General features: G+C 39.5%; 17 protein-coding genes and 1 pseudogene. All 18 read left to right on the top strand.

Annotated features, from left to right (window positions below):
• Positions 1-176 precede the first annotated feature (176 nt).
• The 18 genes and pseudogenes from UMU13_RS07565 (at position 177) to UMU13_RS07480 (ending at position 16,409) form a co-directional block, all read left to right on the top strand.
• On the top strand, positions 177-1,940 hold the full coding sequence (locus UMU13_RS07565; RefSeq protein ID WP_328218216.1) for an Lcl domain-containing protein: 1,764 nt from the start codon (positions 177-179) through the stop codon (positions 1,938-1,940).
• Between the two features lie 603 nt (positions 1,941-2,543).
• Complete coding sequence (locus UMU13_RS07560) at positions 2,544-2,819, top strand: type II toxin-antitoxin system Phd/YefM family antitoxin (protein WP_328218214.1); 276 nt, start codon at positions 2,544-2,546, stop codon at positions 2,817-2,819.
• Positions 2,819-3,142 (top strand): type II toxin-antitoxin system RelE/ParE family toxin, encoded by a 324-nt coding sequence (locus UMU13_RS07555; RefSeq protein WP_328218213.1) that lies wholly within the window; start codon positions 2,819-2,821, stop codon positions 3,140-3,142. The genes UMU13_RS07560 and UMU13_RS07555 overlap by 1 nt, the downstream gene beginning before the upstream one ends.
• Before the next feature lie 247 nt (positions 3,143-3,389).
• Positions 3,390-3,578: pseudogene (locus UMU13_RS07550) on the top strand (type II toxin-antitoxin system YoeB family toxin); the annotation flags it as partial.
• 689 nt (positions 3,579-4,267) lie between these two features.
• A complete protein-coding gene (gene rph / locus UMU13_RS07545; protein WP_328218211.1) occupies positions 4,268-4,984 on the top strand; it encodes a ribonuclease PH in 717 nt (238 codons plus the stop codon).
• 1 nt (position 4,985) lies between these two features.
• Positions 4,986-5,588, top strand: a complete 603-nt coding sequence (locus UMU13_RS07540; protein WP_328218209.1) for an XTP/dITP diphosphatase — start codon at positions 4,986-4,988, stop codon at positions 5,586-5,588.
• Positions 5,578-7,290 carry a transglycosylase domain-containing protein gene (locus UMU13_RS07535; protein WP_328218208.1) on the top strand — a complete coding sequence of 571 codons (1,713 nt, stop codon included), beginning with the start codon at positions 5,578-5,580 and terminating at the stop codon, positions 7,288-7,290. The genes UMU13_RS07540 and UMU13_RS07535 overlap by 11 nt, the downstream gene beginning before the upstream one ends.
• Positions 7,291-7,310: 20 nt before the next feature.
• Positions 7,311-7,814, top strand: a complete 504-nt coding sequence (locus UMU13_RS07530; RefSeq protein WP_328218207.1) for a shikimate kinase — start codon at positions 7,311-7,313, stop codon at positions 7,812-7,814.
• On the top strand, positions 7,807-8,853 hold the full coding sequence (aroB, locus tag UMU13_RS07525) for a 3-dehydroquinate synthase (RefSeq protein ID WP_328218206.1): 1,047 nt from the start codon (positions 7,807-7,809) through the stop codon (positions 8,851-8,853). Before UMU13_RS07530 ends, aroB begins: the two co-directional genes overlap by 8 nt.
• 55 nt (positions 8,854-8,908) lie before the next feature.
• Positions 8,909-9,904 carry a tetratricopeptide repeat protein gene (locus UMU13_RS07520; protein WP_328218205.1) on the top strand — a complete coding sequence of 332 codons (996 nt, stop codon included), beginning with the start codon at positions 8,909-8,911 and terminating at the stop codon, positions 9,902-9,904.
• Positions 9,897-10,253 carry a roadblock/LC7 domain-containing protein gene (locus tag UMU13_RS07515; protein WP_273266382.1) on the top strand — a complete coding sequence of 119 codons (357 nt, stop codon included), beginning with the start codon at positions 9,897-9,899 and terminating at the stop codon, positions 10,251-10,253. The genes UMU13_RS07520 and UMU13_RS07515 overlap by 8 nt, the downstream gene beginning before the upstream one ends.
• Positions 10,254-10,685, top strand: a complete 432-nt coding sequence (aroQ, locus tag UMU13_RS07510) for a type II 3-dehydroquinate dehydratase (protein ID WP_328218203.1) — start codon at positions 10,254-10,256, stop codon at positions 10,683-10,685. It abuts the gene before it with no gap.
• 19 nt (positions 10,686-10,704) lie between these two features.
• Positions 10,705-11,757 carry a M24 family metallopeptidase gene (locus tag UMU13_RS07505; protein ID WP_328218202.1) on the top strand — a complete coding sequence of 351 codons (1,053 nt, stop codon included), beginning with the start codon at positions 10,705-10,707 and terminating at the stop codon, positions 11,755-11,757.
• An 8-nt stretch (positions 11,758-11,765) separates the two neighbouring features.
• On the top strand, positions 11,766-12,338 hold the full coding sequence (efp, locus tag UMU13_RS07500; protein ID WP_328218201.1) for an elongation factor P: 573 nt from the start codon (positions 11,766-11,768) through the stop codon (positions 12,336-12,338).
• 9 nt (positions 12,339-12,347) lie between these two features.
• Positions 12,348-12,812 (top strand): acetyl-CoA carboxylase biotin carboxyl carrier protein, encoded by a 465-nt coding sequence (gene accB / locus UMU13_RS07495; RefSeq protein ID WP_328218200.1) that lies wholly within the window; start codon positions 12,348-12,350, stop codon positions 12,810-12,812.
• 19 nt (positions 12,813-12,831) lie between these two features.
• A complete protein-coding gene (gene accC, locus UMU13_RS07490) occupies positions 12,832-14,172 on the top strand; it encodes an acetyl-CoA carboxylase biotin carboxylase subunit (protein WP_328218198.1) in 1,341 nt (446 codons plus the stop codon).
• A gap of 7 nt (positions 14,173-14,179) precedes the next feature.
• Entirely contained in the window at positions 14,180-15,814 is a 1,635-nt protein-coding gene (locus UMU13_RS07485) for a tetratricopeptide repeat protein (protein WP_328218197.1), read from the top strand.
• Positions 15,792-16,409, top strand: coding sequence for a hypothetical protein (locus UMU13_RS07480; protein ID WP_328218196.1), 618 nt, complete (start codon positions 15,792-15,794; stop codon positions 16,407-16,409). The genes UMU13_RS07485 and UMU13_RS07480 overlap by 23 nt, the downstream gene beginning before the upstream one ends.
• Positions 16,410-16,435 lie beyond the last annotated feature (26 nt).

The raw sequence follows: 16,435 nt of genomic DNA, 5'->3' as shown, positions 1-16,435 counted from the left end.
GCCTGGTTGGTAACACTATGTTTTAAAGCTAACTTTTCATGGTCGAAGCCGCAAATCCTGAGTTTTTTAAAACTTTTAAAAAATATCACTAAAATTGATCCATTGAAAACTGAATATTCCTTAATATAGCTCTGTTATTTTTTTGCTGTTTACTTATAAAATTTGTGGAGGGTGTTATGAGAGGAGTTTTGAGTTTTTTACTAATCGTATCAGTGTTTTTTTTGTACGGCTGCGGTTTTTTTAGCGATGATGATGCAGATATTGATCAACCACCTACAAATCAGGAGACAAAGACATATTACTTAGACTCAGACGGAGACGGTTACGGGGATGCTAATTATTCAATGACAGATACAAGCCTGCCGAGCGGTTATGTTTTGGACAATACGGATTTTGATGATACAAATGCAGACGTGTATCCTGGAGCGCCTGAGTTAGCAGATGGAATTGATAATGATGGTGATGGAGATATTGACGAAGACTTTTCAATTTATTATGAAGATTCAGACGGTGACGGCTACGGTAATCCAAGTAGTTTCACTTATGCTACAAGCCAGCCTACTGGATATGTGACAGACAATACTGACTGTGATGACAGCGACCCAGATATAAATCCCGGAGCTACAGAGATATATGACAGCAAAGATAACAACTGTGACGGGTCTACTGACGAAGGTTTTTCAATTTATTATGAAGACTCAGACGGTGACGGCTACGGTAATCCAAGTAGCTCCACTTATGCTACAAGCCAGCCTACTGGATATGTGACAGACAATACTGACTGTGATGACAGCGATGCAAATATAAATCCCGGAGCTACAGAGGTAGTGGATGGAGTAGATAATAATTGTGACGGAAGTATAGACGAAGGTGCCATTACATATTATTTCGATTCAGACGGTGACGGTTTTGGAGATCCTACTGATAATACTACTGTTATAGGAGACCCGCCTACAATAGACTTGGTTAGTAATAATACTGACTGTGATGATAATAGTTCAGATGTATATCCTGGAGCTGCTGAATTAGCTGATAATAAAGACAATGACTGTGATGGCGATATTGATGAAAACTTAACAATGTTAGTTGAGACCGGGCAGACGAAAAGCTATGATGCTGATGGCAATGTTGTAACAGACGGTAGTATAAAGGATGACGGATATTATCAGGCGGGTGCACCGAGAAGCTATTCAAGAGACAACTCTACTAATATTGTTACAGATGAGACTACTGGATTAATGTGGCAGGATGATACTGATGCTGAAAATGTGGATATAAATTGGCCTAAAGCCAAAACATACTGTCAGAACAAAACACATGGGGGTTACTCCGACTGGAGACTGCCTACAATAAAAGAGCTTGCCACAATTGTAGATTCAGGAAAATATTCTCCTTCAATAGATTCTGTGTTCGAAAATGTCTTATCAACCCGTTATTGGTCGTCTACCACATTTTCAAATGATAATAGTTCTGCGTGGGATATTGTTTTTATTAGTGGCCGTGACAGCGTAGATACTAAAACAGCTACTTATATTGTACGCTGTGTTCGTGGAAATAGTCTGCCAGAGAGCAGTTTTAGCAGAGACAGTACTGAAGAAATAGTAACTGATAATACTACAGGTCTTATATGGCAGGATAATGAAACTGTATCTATGAAATGGGAAAATGCAATTAATTATTGTGAAAGCCTTAACCTTGGTGGTGCCACCGACTGGCGACTGCCTAATATTAATGAGCTAAGAAGTATTGCGGATTACAATGAATACTATCCGGCAATAGATCCTGTGTTTGAAAATGTACAATCATATAGGTATTGGTCGTCTACTACTTATTCCCGTTATACTTACAAAGCCTTTAGTATTAACTTTATAAATAATGAATACTATTTCTACGATAAGAATGATGATTATAATGTTCGCTGTGTGCGTGCCGGACAGTGACGGGAAAGACCGTAATGAGTTATGCGTGAGAGAGTGAGATGGAGAAGTGGAGAAATACAGGTAAAGGAAAAGGTTAAGGTTAAGCAGTTGAAAAAGCTGAAGTGGTTGATATGGTTGAGCCGTCATTGCGAATGGAGTGAAGCAATCTCCCCTACGGGACATGAGATCGCCACGGGCTGTCGCCCTCGCGATGATGCAATAATTCGTCATTGCGAGGAGTGATAACGACGAAGCAATCTCACTTATGGGACACGAGATTACCACGTCGCCTCCGGCTCCTCGTAATGACGCCCAAAAAACGTCATTGCGAATGGAGTGAAGCAATCTCCCATACGGGACATAAGATTATTTCGAGACTTTGTTCCTTGTAATGACTTGAAGAACGTAGATTGCCGCGGGCTGCCGCCCTCGCGATGACGTTTGTTCGTCATTGCGAGGAGTGATAACGACGAAGCAATCTCACTTATGGGACACGAGATTACTACGTCGCCTCCGGCTCCTCGCAATGACGCAATGAGCGCCAATAGTGGTAAAATAATGGTTAAAATAAAACTGTTGAAACAGACTTAAATAGAGTCTATATTTAGGTCAAGAAAGGTGTCTATGAAATTATCATCGAAAATAAAACCTTTGAGTTATTTAAAAGTACATGCATCGGAAATAATCAGAAACATTAAGAAAGAAAAAGAACCATTAATAATTACTCAAAACGGTGAAGCCAAGGTTGTGCTGCAGGATATTGATAGTTATGAACGAACACAGGAAACTTTAAATCTTTTAAAAATATTAGCTTTGGGGAATAAACAAATTGAAGAAGACAAAATTAAACCGTCTTCTGATGTCTTTGATAAAATTTATAAGAGCAATGAGAATGCTTAATGAATTTTAACGTATATTTTACTGATGACGCTGCGGAAGATTTAAACGAGATATACAGGTATATCTCGCAAAATGATTCATCTGAAAATGCCTTGTATGTGATTAAAGAAATAGAAAAAATAATTAGAAGATTGGAGTCATTTCCTGAAAGGGTGACTGTTCCCAGTGAATTGTCGGAAATTGGTGTTAATGATTTTAGGGAGTTATTTTTTAAGCCCTACAGAATAATTTATAAACCGGATAAAGAGAATGTATATATAATGCTGATTGTTGACGGCAGACGCAGTTTACAGTCACTACTTGAAAGAAGGCTGTTGAAATAATTGAATTTACAAATAACGAAAACAATTACTCTTGAAAAAGCAAGTTCTGATTTGCGGACAGTGATAAATCAATCAATCTATAATTGTGAAGAGGTAAATATTTCATCTGAAAGCGGCTCTGTAATATTAATTCCTGAATAAGAATATGAAGCTATTAAAGAAACTCTGCGCATAATTTCAGACAAAAAATCTTTATCAGCACATTTAGAATCTCATAGAATAAGGGAGAAAGGAGAAGTACCAGTATGAAAAAATGTTTGATTTAGTCAGAGAAATTATGGTTTCTCCGAGAGAGGGGCGGGGAAAGCCGGAAAGGCTTAAGTATTTTGAAAAGGGAGTATACTCAAGGTGTATCAACCATAAAGACAGGTTAGTCTATACAATATATGAGGATTTGAAAGAAATTGATATTTCTTCATGCAAAGGTCATTATTGAGAAAATTCTTTGGTAGTCAGGGGAAAATCTATGCTAAAATTTGGACACGAAAAGGACTAAAAGACCTTGATTTTGTTTAGTAAAATTAGTTGACCAATCATTCATTCCCTCCTGTACCTGAGATTACCACGTCGCCCGCTATTGCGCGGACTCCTCGTAATGACGCCATAATCGGTCATTGCGAGCGTAGCGAAGCAATCTCCCACACGGGATATGAGATTACCACGTCGCCCGCTATTGCGCGGACTCCTCGTAATGAATTGAAGAACAGAGATCGCCGCGGGCTTCCGCCCTCGCGATGACGTTTGTTCGTCATTGCGAACGGAGTGAAGCAATCTCCCATACGGGATATGAGATTACTTCGGGACTCTGTCCCTCGTAATGACGTTTGTTCGTCATTGCGAGGAGTGATAACGACGAAGCAATCTCGTATCTGAGATTACCACGTCGTCCGCTATTTAGCGGACTCCTCGTAATGACTTGAAGTGTAAATCAGTGCAAGCTTTTGATCCTGCCCACTTGAATGATGCCGGCAAATGACAAAGATATTTATCAGAGAGAGTAAGGGTTGAAATTGTTGAATTATGAGGTTACTAAGTAATATGCTTTTTTGAGTGCTCACATGCACATTGTTGTACAAGCTGTAAAAGCGGTTTTGGAATTGTTGAAAATTTATAATAGGAGGATTCATGAGGACAGATAAAAGAGCGAACGATGAAATGAGACTGATAAAAATTACGGATGATTTTGTGAAATATCCGGAAGGATCTGTTTTAATTGAGTTTGGAGAAACAAAAGTAATATGCAATGCCACTGTAAATGAAAGTGTTCCCCCTTTTTTAAAAGGTACCGATACAGGGTGGGTTACAGCTGAATATTCAATGCTTCCCAGATCAACTCACTCCAGGAATGTAAGAGAGGCTCAGAGGGGAAAGCTGAGCGGCAGGACGCATGAAATATCCCGATTAATCGGCAGGAGTCTCCGTTCCGCTGTGAATCTGGAAATGCTGGGGGAAAGGAGTATTATACTGGACTGCGATGTGATACAGGCGGACGGCGGCACGCGAACCGCCTCCATATCGGGTGCTTTTATTGCACTGAATAAAGCGGTTAAGAAGATGATTGAAAGAGGAGATATTGAACAAAGTCCTGTAACCGAGGGCGTTGCAGCTGTCAGCCTTGGACTGGTTAACGATGAGCTTCTGCTTGATTTGAACTATGAAGAGGATTCCAGCGCTCAGGTTGATATGAACCTGGTGGGCACTGAGAGCGGTAAAATTATAGAAATTCAGGGTACTGCCGAAGAGTCGCCTTTTGAACGTGGTAAAGTTGGAGATATGCTCGAGCTGGGATTCAAAGGACTGGAAGTAATTTTTGCTGCCCAGAGAAAAATATCGGATTTTTGATGTGAAAAGACTGTTGGTTGCTTCAAAAAATAAAAACAAATTGAATGAAATCCGCAAAATACTAGGCAGTTTAAATGTTGAAGTAAATTCAGCTTATGATTTTTGCAGCATAAGCGGTGATATTGCCGAGACGGGATCGAGCTTTGAAGAGAATGCTTCAATAAAGGCTCTTGCTTTTTCAAAACTGGTGGAAGATTTCGTAATAGCTGATGATTCTGGTCTCTGTGTGGACTATCTGAACGGAGCACCCGGTATTTTTTCAGCGAGATTTGCTGGAAAAGATGCTGATGATAATCTGAACAATAAAAAATTGCTTGAAAAGCTGCATAGAGTTGATCCGGAGCAGAGAAAAGCTAAATTTGTATGTGTTATTGCCCTTGCTAAGAAGGGACGGATTGTGGAAACATTCCATGGTGAATGTCACGGAAATATCGCCGAAAAACCGAGAGGGGAAGGCGGTTTCGGTTATGACCCTTTGTTTTTGCTTGAAAATGGCGGTACAATGGCAGAAATTAGTGCTGAAGAAAAAAACAGCATTAGTCACAGAGCCCGTGCTTTGGTGAAACTGAAAAAATTTATCGGAAATTATCAATGTGAAGACTAAGCTGCTTTTTGCTTTTATTCTTTCGTCATTTCTAATTTTGGCCGTGTATCTGCTGCATGAAAGTCTGCATTCCTATTACGTATATAAAGCTAAACCCCTAAAACAGATAGTATACAATGAGAAGAGGGAAAACAGCCGGCTTCAGATAAGGCTATACGGCGGTCAGTTGATTTATGTAAAACAGTTTGCTTTTGTGAATGAACTAAGGCCTGATGATATTGATACAGATTTGATACACGCTCTTAACATTGTTTTTTCAGAAAATGGATATAAAAATATCTTTGCATATTATGTGGATAACTATTTCCCCTCTTTATCAGCCGGGTGGGAAAACGATTATCTGAAGAAGGCGGCATTATACTATCTGAATAAAAGCTATGCAAAAAAGGATTTGTGCCTGTATTATCTCAACAGGATAAAATTTAGTGATAATATCAGAGGCATTGGCGGTCTCTCCCTGTATCTTTTTAATAAAAAATTCGGAGCCCTTGATTTAAAAAGCAAGGTATATCTTCTGGCTTACGCCGTTAATTTTACTGAAAATGGGGCAAGGGCTTTTGCCGGTCTGTCAAGACAGGCTGATAGTGTTTTGTGGCAGATGTTTACCAACCATATAATTGATTACGGGGTTTATCGAAAGGCTGTGGAGACTGTCATAAACTTTAACGTATACCGGGATTTTAAAAATGAACGGTACCTGCCTTTGGTCAGAAAAGTTGAAAAGGAACTTGAAAGAAAATCGGTTAATTATAAATCAGGTATGTACAAAGTAAAGCTTACACTGAAGCAAGATTTGAATATAGCTTTGGCTGACAAACTTAATAAATATTTAGAAGGAAAACAGGCCGGATTAGAAGCTGCATATGTTTTGATAAATTATGAAAAGGGAAGTATTGAAGCATTATACGGGACAGAAAGTTTCAGTTATAAATACGGGCTTTCAAGAGCCTGGAAAATGAAACGGCAGACTGGGTCGATATTTAAGCCGCTCGTCTATGTTACGGCTTTTGAAACAGGTGTTAAACCCTATGATTATATAGTTGATAAACAGAGAGAGTATAAAATTCCATCGGGGATTTATTCTCCCGATAACTATGCAGATTATTATATGGGTAAAACGTATGTACGAAACGGGCTGGTATTTTCTCTCAACAATGCAACCGTTAAACTGGCATTGGATACGGGATTAAACAATGTGGCTGAAACAGCCGAAAGGTTCGGTTTGGCACCTGTAAAACCTTATCTCTCTATGCCGCTTGGTTCAAATCCATTTAGTGTACTTGACATGGCTGAAACTTATACAGCATTTGCCAATAAAGGAATTAAAAAGGATGTTTCACTAATAGCATCAATAACTGAGAACGGAAGAAGAATTGATTTAAGGAAAAATGACATTAGGGTAGCATCCAAAAAAAGTGTCAGCCTGACATTACAATGTATGAAGGATGTCGTCCGGTTCGGTACAGCCAGAAAAAGCGGCGTTTTGGCAGGAACAGCCGGAAAAACGGGAACGACGAACGACTATAAAGATGCCTGGTTTGTAGGTATTCTTGAACCTTATGTGCTTATGGTCTGGATGGGGTTTGACGATATGCACAGTATGGGGGAGAAGGGTACCGGTGGCGATATGGCTGCACCTGCTGTTGCAAAATTGCAAAAATATCTCTATTCTGAAAAACAATATACGATGAAGAAGCAATAAACAAAAGCGAGGGTTAAATAATGAAAAACATATATCTACTTGGATTTATGGGCAGCGGCAAAACGTCGGTGGGAAAGAGATTGGCCGAAAAGAAAAACATGACTTTTATTGATCTTGATGAGAAAATTGAGGAATCAGAAGGGATGAGTATTGCAGAAATATTTGCAGGAAAAGGTGAGGAATACTTCAGGGATGTTGAAAAGAAGGTATTAAAGGAACTCTCAGCGATGGATTCATGTATTGTAGCCACAGGAGGTGGAGCGGTAATGGATCCGGAAAACCTGCAGACAATGAAAGACAGTGGAGTTACCGTTTCTCTTCTTGCTTCTCCCGAGATTGTCCATGAAAGGGTTAAAAACAGTAATTTAAGACCTCTTCTGAATGTAGAAAATCCCATTGATGAAATTAAAAAGCTGATGTTCGAACGGGCAGCCTTTTATATAAAAAGTGATATCATTATAGATACCAGTGACTTGAGTGTGGATGAGGCTGCTGATGAAATCATCGGGGAGTTAAATGGATAAAGTTTTAGTAGATTTGAAAAAAGAAGTTGACTATTCATATGAAATATTAATTGGAACGGGATTTATAGAGCGGGAGATAAACTGTTTTGAAGATACCGGCACGGCTCTCTTCCTGGTGGATGAAAATGTTTATAACCTTTATCCGAAGTTTTTCAGCCGGGTTTGCTGTTTTGTTTACAGAGCTGAAGAGAAGAGAAAAAATTTTGATTCTGTAAAAGACGTTTTGTCGTTTTTCAAGAAGAACAGAGCACACAGAAAAAATGTTTTGGTTTCTGTGGGCGGAGGAATAACCGGCGATGTGGGAGGTTTTGCAGCTTCTGTTTATATGAGAGGGATTCCTTTTGTGAATGTTCCGACCACCTTTCTTTCGATGGTTGACAGCAGTGTAGGAGGCAAAACAGGTATTAATTTTGACGGTGTCAAAAATCTGGTGGGGGCTTTCTATCAGCCGCAGAAGGTTCTAATTGATACAGGTTTTCTCGATACCCTTTCTGGTGAAGAATTTATGAGCGGATTTGCAGAAGTGATTAAATATGCCGCCGTTTTTGACAGGGATTTTTTTGATGAGCTGAAAAAATCTGAAAATTTGAAAAGCAGCGATTTTCTAAGATATACTGTCCGTAAATGCTGTGAAATAAAAGCTGAAATTGTAAGACTTGACGAGCGGGAAAGCGGTTTGAGAAGACTGTTGAATTTCGGACATACTGTTGGGCATGCTGTTGAAATAGACAGCGGACATACAGTAAAACACGGTCATGCCGTGGCAATAGGTATGTATTATGAAACGCTCTTTGCCTTCAGGAAGGGGGACGCTGATAAAAAAGTGCTTGAAGAACTTCGTGGCGTTTTGTCTGTGCATGAATATGATATAGATTATAAAATCAATAACGAGACTTTGTTTCTGGACGCTTTAAAAAGTGACAAAAAGGCAGCGGATTCTAAGCTTGTGCTGGCGGTTGCCCCCCATATCGGCGAAGGCAGCATAATTGAGGATGTTTCTGCAGAAGAGCTTATGGAGTGTGTGAAAGAATCGGTTTGAATTTAAACTTTTTGAGTGTATAATTAAAACTATAAATTATAAGCAGGGTGGCATTATGGATGAAGCTACGAGAAGCAAATATCAGAAAGATGTGGAGTATTTTTCAGGGAAGCTAAAAGAAAATCCATCTTCAAAAGTTTTTATGCCCCTTTCACTGGCTTATCTTAAACTTGAGCAATATGATAAGGTTATAGAGGTATGCTCCCTCGGTTTGGATATGCATCCGGAATATATATCGGCAAAAACAATACTGGCACAGGCTTACCTGGGCAAAGGGATGATTGAAGAAGCTAAGCCGCTTTTACATGAGGTTGCCGAAGTTAATAAAGATAATTACAGAGCATATAAACTTCTGGGTGACATTTACAGGGCTGAAGAAGATACGGGAAAAGCCCTTTATTATTACAGAACTGCTCTGGAAAGTTCGCCTGAGGATATTCAGCTGCGTACTTTAACCAATGAGCTTGCGGAAAGGATAGATGCGGGGCCTTTTGAATACACAAGCCGGACTGAAAAGACGGAAAAGGTTGCGGAAACAGCTGATGAAGAGATGGCAGCAGAGAGTGAGGAAAAACCGTATTATGCTGAAAGTGATGAAAAGATTTCAGCCGGTTCGATATCGGAGGATGAGGGTGTTGAGCGGACGGAGGAAGCGGAATTTACCGATTTGCCGGGTGATCACGAATTTGAGCCGGAGGAAATTATCCCTGATGAATTAGAAAAAGAGCAGAAAGAAGGAATTGTCCGGGATGATGTCTTTTTCTCCAATGATGATATATCGGAAATTTTAGAAGGTTCAGAAAAGGGGGCATATAAGGATGAGGATACCTCAGGCTCAGATGTTTCCGGGAGATCGGATGAGAAAGAGAGTGAACAAACGGATTTCGGAGCCTGGGAGGGTATGCAGGATATCAGCGGGGGGCTGGGAGAGTTTTTCGGAGATGACGAATCTGAAAGTGAAGATGTTTCAGAAGAAGCCGGGAAACAAATTGAAAGGCTTGAGAAGTGGCTGGATAATGTGAGAAAAGTAAAAGAGAAAAGGGATGTTTAAACGTATACTTGATACCACACTGGATTATGTTCAGGGCGTGAAACTCCTGGCGCTCTTTGACAAGGACGGTTTTATTGTCGAGAAAACGAAAGACACATCGAACAAGTCCGAAGAGATAGCTGCAGAGTTTTCATCTGTTTTGAGATACATAGATAAAGTTACCACATTTTTGGTTACAGGCAAAATGAACAGAATGGTGATCGAGTGTGACAATGATATTTTTTATCTTTATAAAATAAACAAATATTATTATATCATTGGCGTGTTGGAAAAAAATACAATTATCGGCAAACTTAATTATGTTTTAATGATGCTTGAGCCTGAATTAAGAAAGGAGCTGGATATCTAAATGAATATTACAATTATTAACGGCCCCAACCTAAATATGCTGGGACAAAGGGAAAAAGAACATTACGGTGATTTTTCTTACAAAAAACTGGTGGATACCGTTAAAGAACATGCTGCTTACAAATCCGTGGAATTGGATGTTTTTCAAAGCAACCATGAAGGAGAAATCGTATCCAAAATTCAAACTTCAGAATCGGATTGTTTTATTGTAAATGCCGGAGCTTATACACATACAAGTATAGCTGTAAGGGATGCACTGGCAGCAGTCAGCAAGCCTTTTTTGGAAGTACACATATCCAATGTATATGCCAGGGACCGTTTCAGGCACAGCTCATATCTGTCAGATATCGCTGAAGGTGTTATCTGTGGTCTGGGGATTTATTCTTACATTGCGGCTATCGACTATTTTGTTCACAAATATTCTTCTGTTTGACAATAAAAAAGGGGTAACAATGAACAGACTGGAAAAATTTCAGGCGGAACTTTCCGCCCGGGGCATGGAATGTTATATTGTAACGGATAATTCACATGTTTACTATCTGTCCGGATTTACCGGTACAGCCGGGTATATCGTTTTTGATAACGCTACTTTTATTTTCGTGACAGACGGTCGCTATGAAAATCAGGTGAAAAATGAAATTTCAGGTGATTTCAAAACCGAAATAGTAACGTCTTATATTAATTATTTTAAAGATTTAGCAGAAAGGAAAAAGAAGATTGCTGTGGATGCAAACTGTACCCTTGACTTATATTTAACATTATCCGATGAGACCACTGTTAATGTGGACAGGGATGATGTTATTTCTTCAATGCGCCTTATAAAAGACGAAAACGAAATTGAGCTGATAAGACAATCCTATAAAATCGCCGGAGATGCTTTTCTTGGCATGCTGGAAAATGTTGAATATAACATGACTGAATCGGTTTGGGCGGCAACGCTGGAATATAATATGAAAATCCGCGGTGCAGACTCGTTAAGTTTTGACACCATGGTGGCTTCCGGGGATCGTTCCGCTCTGCCGCACGGGCGTGCATCGGAAAAGAAGGTTAAAAAAGGTGAGCCGGTTATGGTGGATTACGGCTGTAAAAAATACTACTGCAGCGATATTACAAGAATAATTTACGATGCTGATAATAGTGCAGTCAATGAATTAATAGATATAGTGTATTCGGCTCTGCAAAAAGCGGTTGAGGTTGTAAAGCCGGGAATACTCTGCAGCGATGTTGATAAAACGGCGAGGGAATATATTAGTGATAAGGGTTACGGCAAATATTTCAACCATGGTCTGGGGCATGGTGTCGGTATAGACGTGCATGAAAGCCCGGCGTTCAGAAAAGATAATAATACAAAACTGAAGCCCGGGATGGTGCTTACCGTAGAACCGGGCATATATCTGCCTGATAATTTCGGCATACGACTTGAGGACACGGTTTTGGTGAATGAAACGGGTTGTGAAATTCTGAGTGGTGTGTTAGATAAATACGTTTATAAAATAATTAATTGAGGTGATAGATGGTGTTAACTCCGAATCAGTTTAAAAAGGGAAAGAAAGTGGAAATTGAAGGTGAACCATATTCTGTTGTCGAGTATCTTCATGTGAAGATGGGAAGAGGCGGTGCAAATGTCAGGACTAAGCTGAAAAGTTTGTTGAGCGGTAATGTTATAGAAAGGACATTTAAATCGGATGAGAAGATAAAGCAGCCGGATTTTGAAGAGAAAAGCATGCAGTATTTGTACAACGATGTGGAAAACTATTATTTTATGGATAACGAAAGTTTTGAGCAGATAGCTATTAGTGCCGAAGATCTCGGTGATATTGTCAATTATATGCCTGAAAACCTTAGTGTCGAGGTTCAGCTGTTTAACCAGAATCCGGTGGGTGTGGAACTGCCGAATTTTGTGGAACTTGAAATTGTCGAAACTGAACCGGGCATCAAAGGCGACACTGTTACGGGGGGAACCAAACCGGCAAAATTGTCAACAGGCGGAAGCATAAGTGTGCCGCTTTTTATTTCCGAGGGGGACGTGGTTAAGGTTGACACGAGAGACGGCAGCTACATAGAAAGGGTAAAAACAACCAAATAGGAGTGCAGTATGGATGTAAAAGAAATTAAAGAATTGGTAAGGTTTATTGAAAAAACATCTCTTACGGAATTCGAATATGAAAGTGAAACCGAACGTATATATGTTAATCGTGTTTCACAGATACCTTCAACCCCTGTTCAGCAGCAGGTTGAGACTGTGGTTAAGGAAGAGCGTAAAGCTGCTGAGCCTTCTGAAAAAAGAGAAAGTGAAGAAAAAACCAAAGAGGAAACTGAAGGGGTGCAAGTGAAAACACCCATTGTGGGAACATTTTATGAAGCTCCCTCTCCCGGTGCGGAACCTTTTGTGAAGGAGGGAGACACAGTAAGGAAGGGTCAGACGCTCTGTATTGTGGAGGCAATGAAAATTATGAACGAGATTGAGGCGGAGTTCGATTGTAAAATACTCAAAAAACTTGGTGTAAACGGCGAACCGGTTGAGTACGGTGAAGCCATATTTCTTGTGGAGCCGCTCTAATAAAAGTTGTGGGGTAGTCATGTTTAAAAAAGTATTGATAGCCAACAGAGGGGAAATAGCACTTAGAATTATACGGGCCTGCAAAGAACTCGGTATAGAAACCGTCGCTGTATATTCGGATGCCGATATTGAATCTCTGCACGTTGCCTTTGCTGATGAATCGGTTTGTATCGGTCCCAGGCAGGCTTCGGAAAGTTATCTCAACATAAAAAATATTATCTCCGCAGCTGAGATTGCTGATGTTGATGCCATTCATCCCGGATATGGATTTTTAGCGGAGAATCCTCACTTTGCAAAGGTTTGTGAAGAGTGCGGTTTTGAATTTATCGGCCCCTCTTTTGAACATATCTCCCTTATGGGCAACAAATCCAAGGCGAAGGAAACGATGAAGAATCTTGGTGTTCCTGTTGTTCCCGGCAGTGAAGGTGCCGTCAAGGATAAGGACGAAGGCTTAAAGATTGCCGAGGAGATAGGTTTTCCCGTAATAATAAAAGCTTCTGCCGGTGGCGGAGGCAAGGGTATGCGGGTTGCTCATTCGGAATTGAGTTTTCTGAAAAATTTTGAAACGGCAAAGAATGAAGCCAAAAGTGCATTTGGGAATGATGAGGTATATATAGAAAAATTTATTGAGGAACCCAGACATATTGAAATACAGGTTTTCGGAGACGGAGCAGGTGATGCCCTGCACTTTTTCGAAAGGGAATGCTCTATTCAGCGCAGGCATCAGAAGCTGCTCGAGGAAGGACCAAGCCCTTTTCTGACAGAAAGAATGAGAGAAAAAATGGGGAAGGTTTCTGTAGATGCTGTTAAAGGACTGGGTTATAAAAATGCCGGAACAATAGAATATTTGGTTGATAAATACGGTAATTTTTATTTTATGGAGATGAATACGAGGATTCAGGTGGAGCACCCTGTTACTGAGATGATAACGGGTGTGGATCTTGTTCAGCTGCAGCTGAAAATAGCAGCCGGTGAGCCTTTCGATATCTCTCAGAAGGACATTAAAATTATCGGTCATGCCATTGAGTGCAGGATTAATGCAGAGGATCCGGATACGTTTGCACCTTCTCCGGGCAAAATCGAAGCCTATTATGCCCCCGGCGGTTTTGGTGTGAGGGTTGATTCGGCAACCTATCAGGATTATATCGTTTTACCCTACTATGATTCCATGATAGCAAAAATGATTGTTTTCGGTAAAAACCGCGAGGAAGCTGTTAACAGGACAAAAAGAAGTTTGGACGAATTTATTGTTGAAGGAATCAAAACAACTGTTTCTCTGCATAAGCGGATACTTGTCAACCACGCTTTTATAAAAGGTGATGTCACAACCGATTTTATAGACAGATATATGAGAGAATAAAAAAGATATGTTGAATGTGTTTTCTGTATTCAGAAAAGTTGCCGGAAGATTTATTGTATTACTAAGCATCCTTACTTTCGGGTGCGCTCCTGCACATGTTTCTCTGAACACCTATGCTGAAAATACTTACGACTATAAATTTCTTAAAGCTGAGATGCTTTTGAATTCAGGAGAATTCGAAAGGGCGGTTGATATCTATGAGGAGCTGGCGGAAAAAACAGGGGATGCTTATCTTTACACCAAGGCAGCAAAAGTTTATATACATCAGCAGGAATATAAAAAAGCTGTGGAAATTTTAAAGAATGGTATAGATAGTGGCAGTATTGGTAATCCGGCAGAATTATATTACCAGCTTGCAAAAGTTTACTATGAAAATCTGCAGGAATTCCAAAGTGCCGGAAAATATATCGAAAAAGCGGTGTCAATAGAGAAAAGTAACAAATATTTTGAGCTTCAGGCGGATATTTATAAAAATATGAATGATTTTTCATCCGCTATCGGGGTTTACGACAAGCTTATCAAAAAAAATGAAGACGTTTCCTATTTCCTGCAGCGGGGAAAGTTGTATATGTATCTCGATCTGACTAAAAGGGCTGAAGAGGATTTTATAAAAGCTGTCAATATGGAAAAGAATCTTGAGGCCGCTCTTCTGCTTGCTGATATATATCTGAGAGAAAATCAAAACCAAAAAGCTATGAAATATCTGAAAATAGCTCAGGAAAAGCACCCCGGCTTAATACTTCCTGAATTGAAATTAGCAGAACTTTATATGGAATCAAATCGTTATGAGGAAGCATTAAAATATTATTCTCAAATTGTGGACAAACTTTCCGGAGAGCGAAAAATTTATGTCCTGAAACAGATGGGAAAAATATATCTCAAACAGAATAAATACAAAAAAGTAATCGAAGTTCTGGAGCAAGCCTATAATTTAGACAGCGACGACACCCAGTCAGCCTTTTACATTGCAGTGGCATATGAAGCTCTGAAAGAGTATGATAAAGCTGAAAAATATTACAAAGAAACGTTAAGGATAAGAAGTGATTACACTCAGGCCAAAAAGAGACTGGCTTTTGTTTACCTTTCCCAGGGAGCTTATGATAAAGCACTGGATGTTTTGGCGGATGTTTCGGAGGTTTACAAAGACGTTGATTTTTACAGAATAAAATCGGCTGTTTATGAAAGAAAGGGAAATTTGAAAAAGGCTGTTGATATTTTGAATAAAGGACTTAAATCCAACCCGGACAGTGAAACCCTTCTTATGAACAAAGCTTTTGTAACTGAAAAAAAAGGTGATTTGAATGAAACCATCGATATTATAAAGAAGGTTTTGAAGATAAATAATAACAATGATTCAGCGTTAAATTTTCTCGCATATCTGTATGCTGAAAATGATATGAAACTGACAAAAGCCCTGGAACTTGTCAACAGAGCTCTGGAAATTGACGGAAATAATCCGGCTTATCTGGATACAAAAGCCTGGATACTTTATAAACAAAAACGATATGAGCTGGCCAAAGAATATCAAAAAAAGGCTTTAAACCTGGCGCCTGAGGAAAAAGAATTAAGGGAGCACATGAGGTCTATTCTGGATGCCATGGGGATAAACAAGGGTGTTGATGAATATATTAAGGGTGATTAGTGCAATTGTTGTTTTATTTTTCACGGTAAATTGCGCCGTTAAGACACCCCAACTGGATAAAACGCAAAAAATTTCCAAAGAAGAAGCAGTCAGCAATGTAAGAAAACTCACTCCTGAGTTCTGCAGACTGAAGTCCAAGGGTGTATTCAGTTACGAAGACCGATTCAGCAAAGTAAAATTCAAAGGCACTATTGTCAAAACATGTGAAGGAAAATTAAAAATGAATGTTTTGGGGATGTTCGGGCAGGTATATCTGGAGGCGATATATGATGGAAATACTCTGGAGATAATTAAAGAAGGGGAAGATATAAGCAGCCGTTACGACAGTTTTTTCAGTGAAGAAAAGGTTGCACATTTGGTGAAATTGCTTTATGTGCCGCTGCTGATGCCTGATGAGGATTTTCGTTTTGATATATTTGCAAACCATTATGTTTTTTCCAAAAACGATACGGTGATTTATGCCGATGCTGATTTTGATATTGTCCGGATTAGGCGCGGCACAGAAGCCGTGGAATATAAATATGATGAGGATAAGCTTAAGATGCTGGAGTATAACGGAGCAGAGCAAATGTTTAAAATGCAACTGTACAATTAATCAGGACATTTTTTAATAATATAAAC

Origin of the sequence: Flexistipes sp., assembly GCF_036172515.1 — a bacterium.
Lineage (GTDB): Bacteria > Chrysiogenota > Deferribacteres > Deferribacterales > Flexistipitaceae > Flexistipes.
The sequence above is the reverse complement of the archived record's forward strand: the minus strand, read 5'-3'. Positions and strand labels throughout refer to the sequence as shown.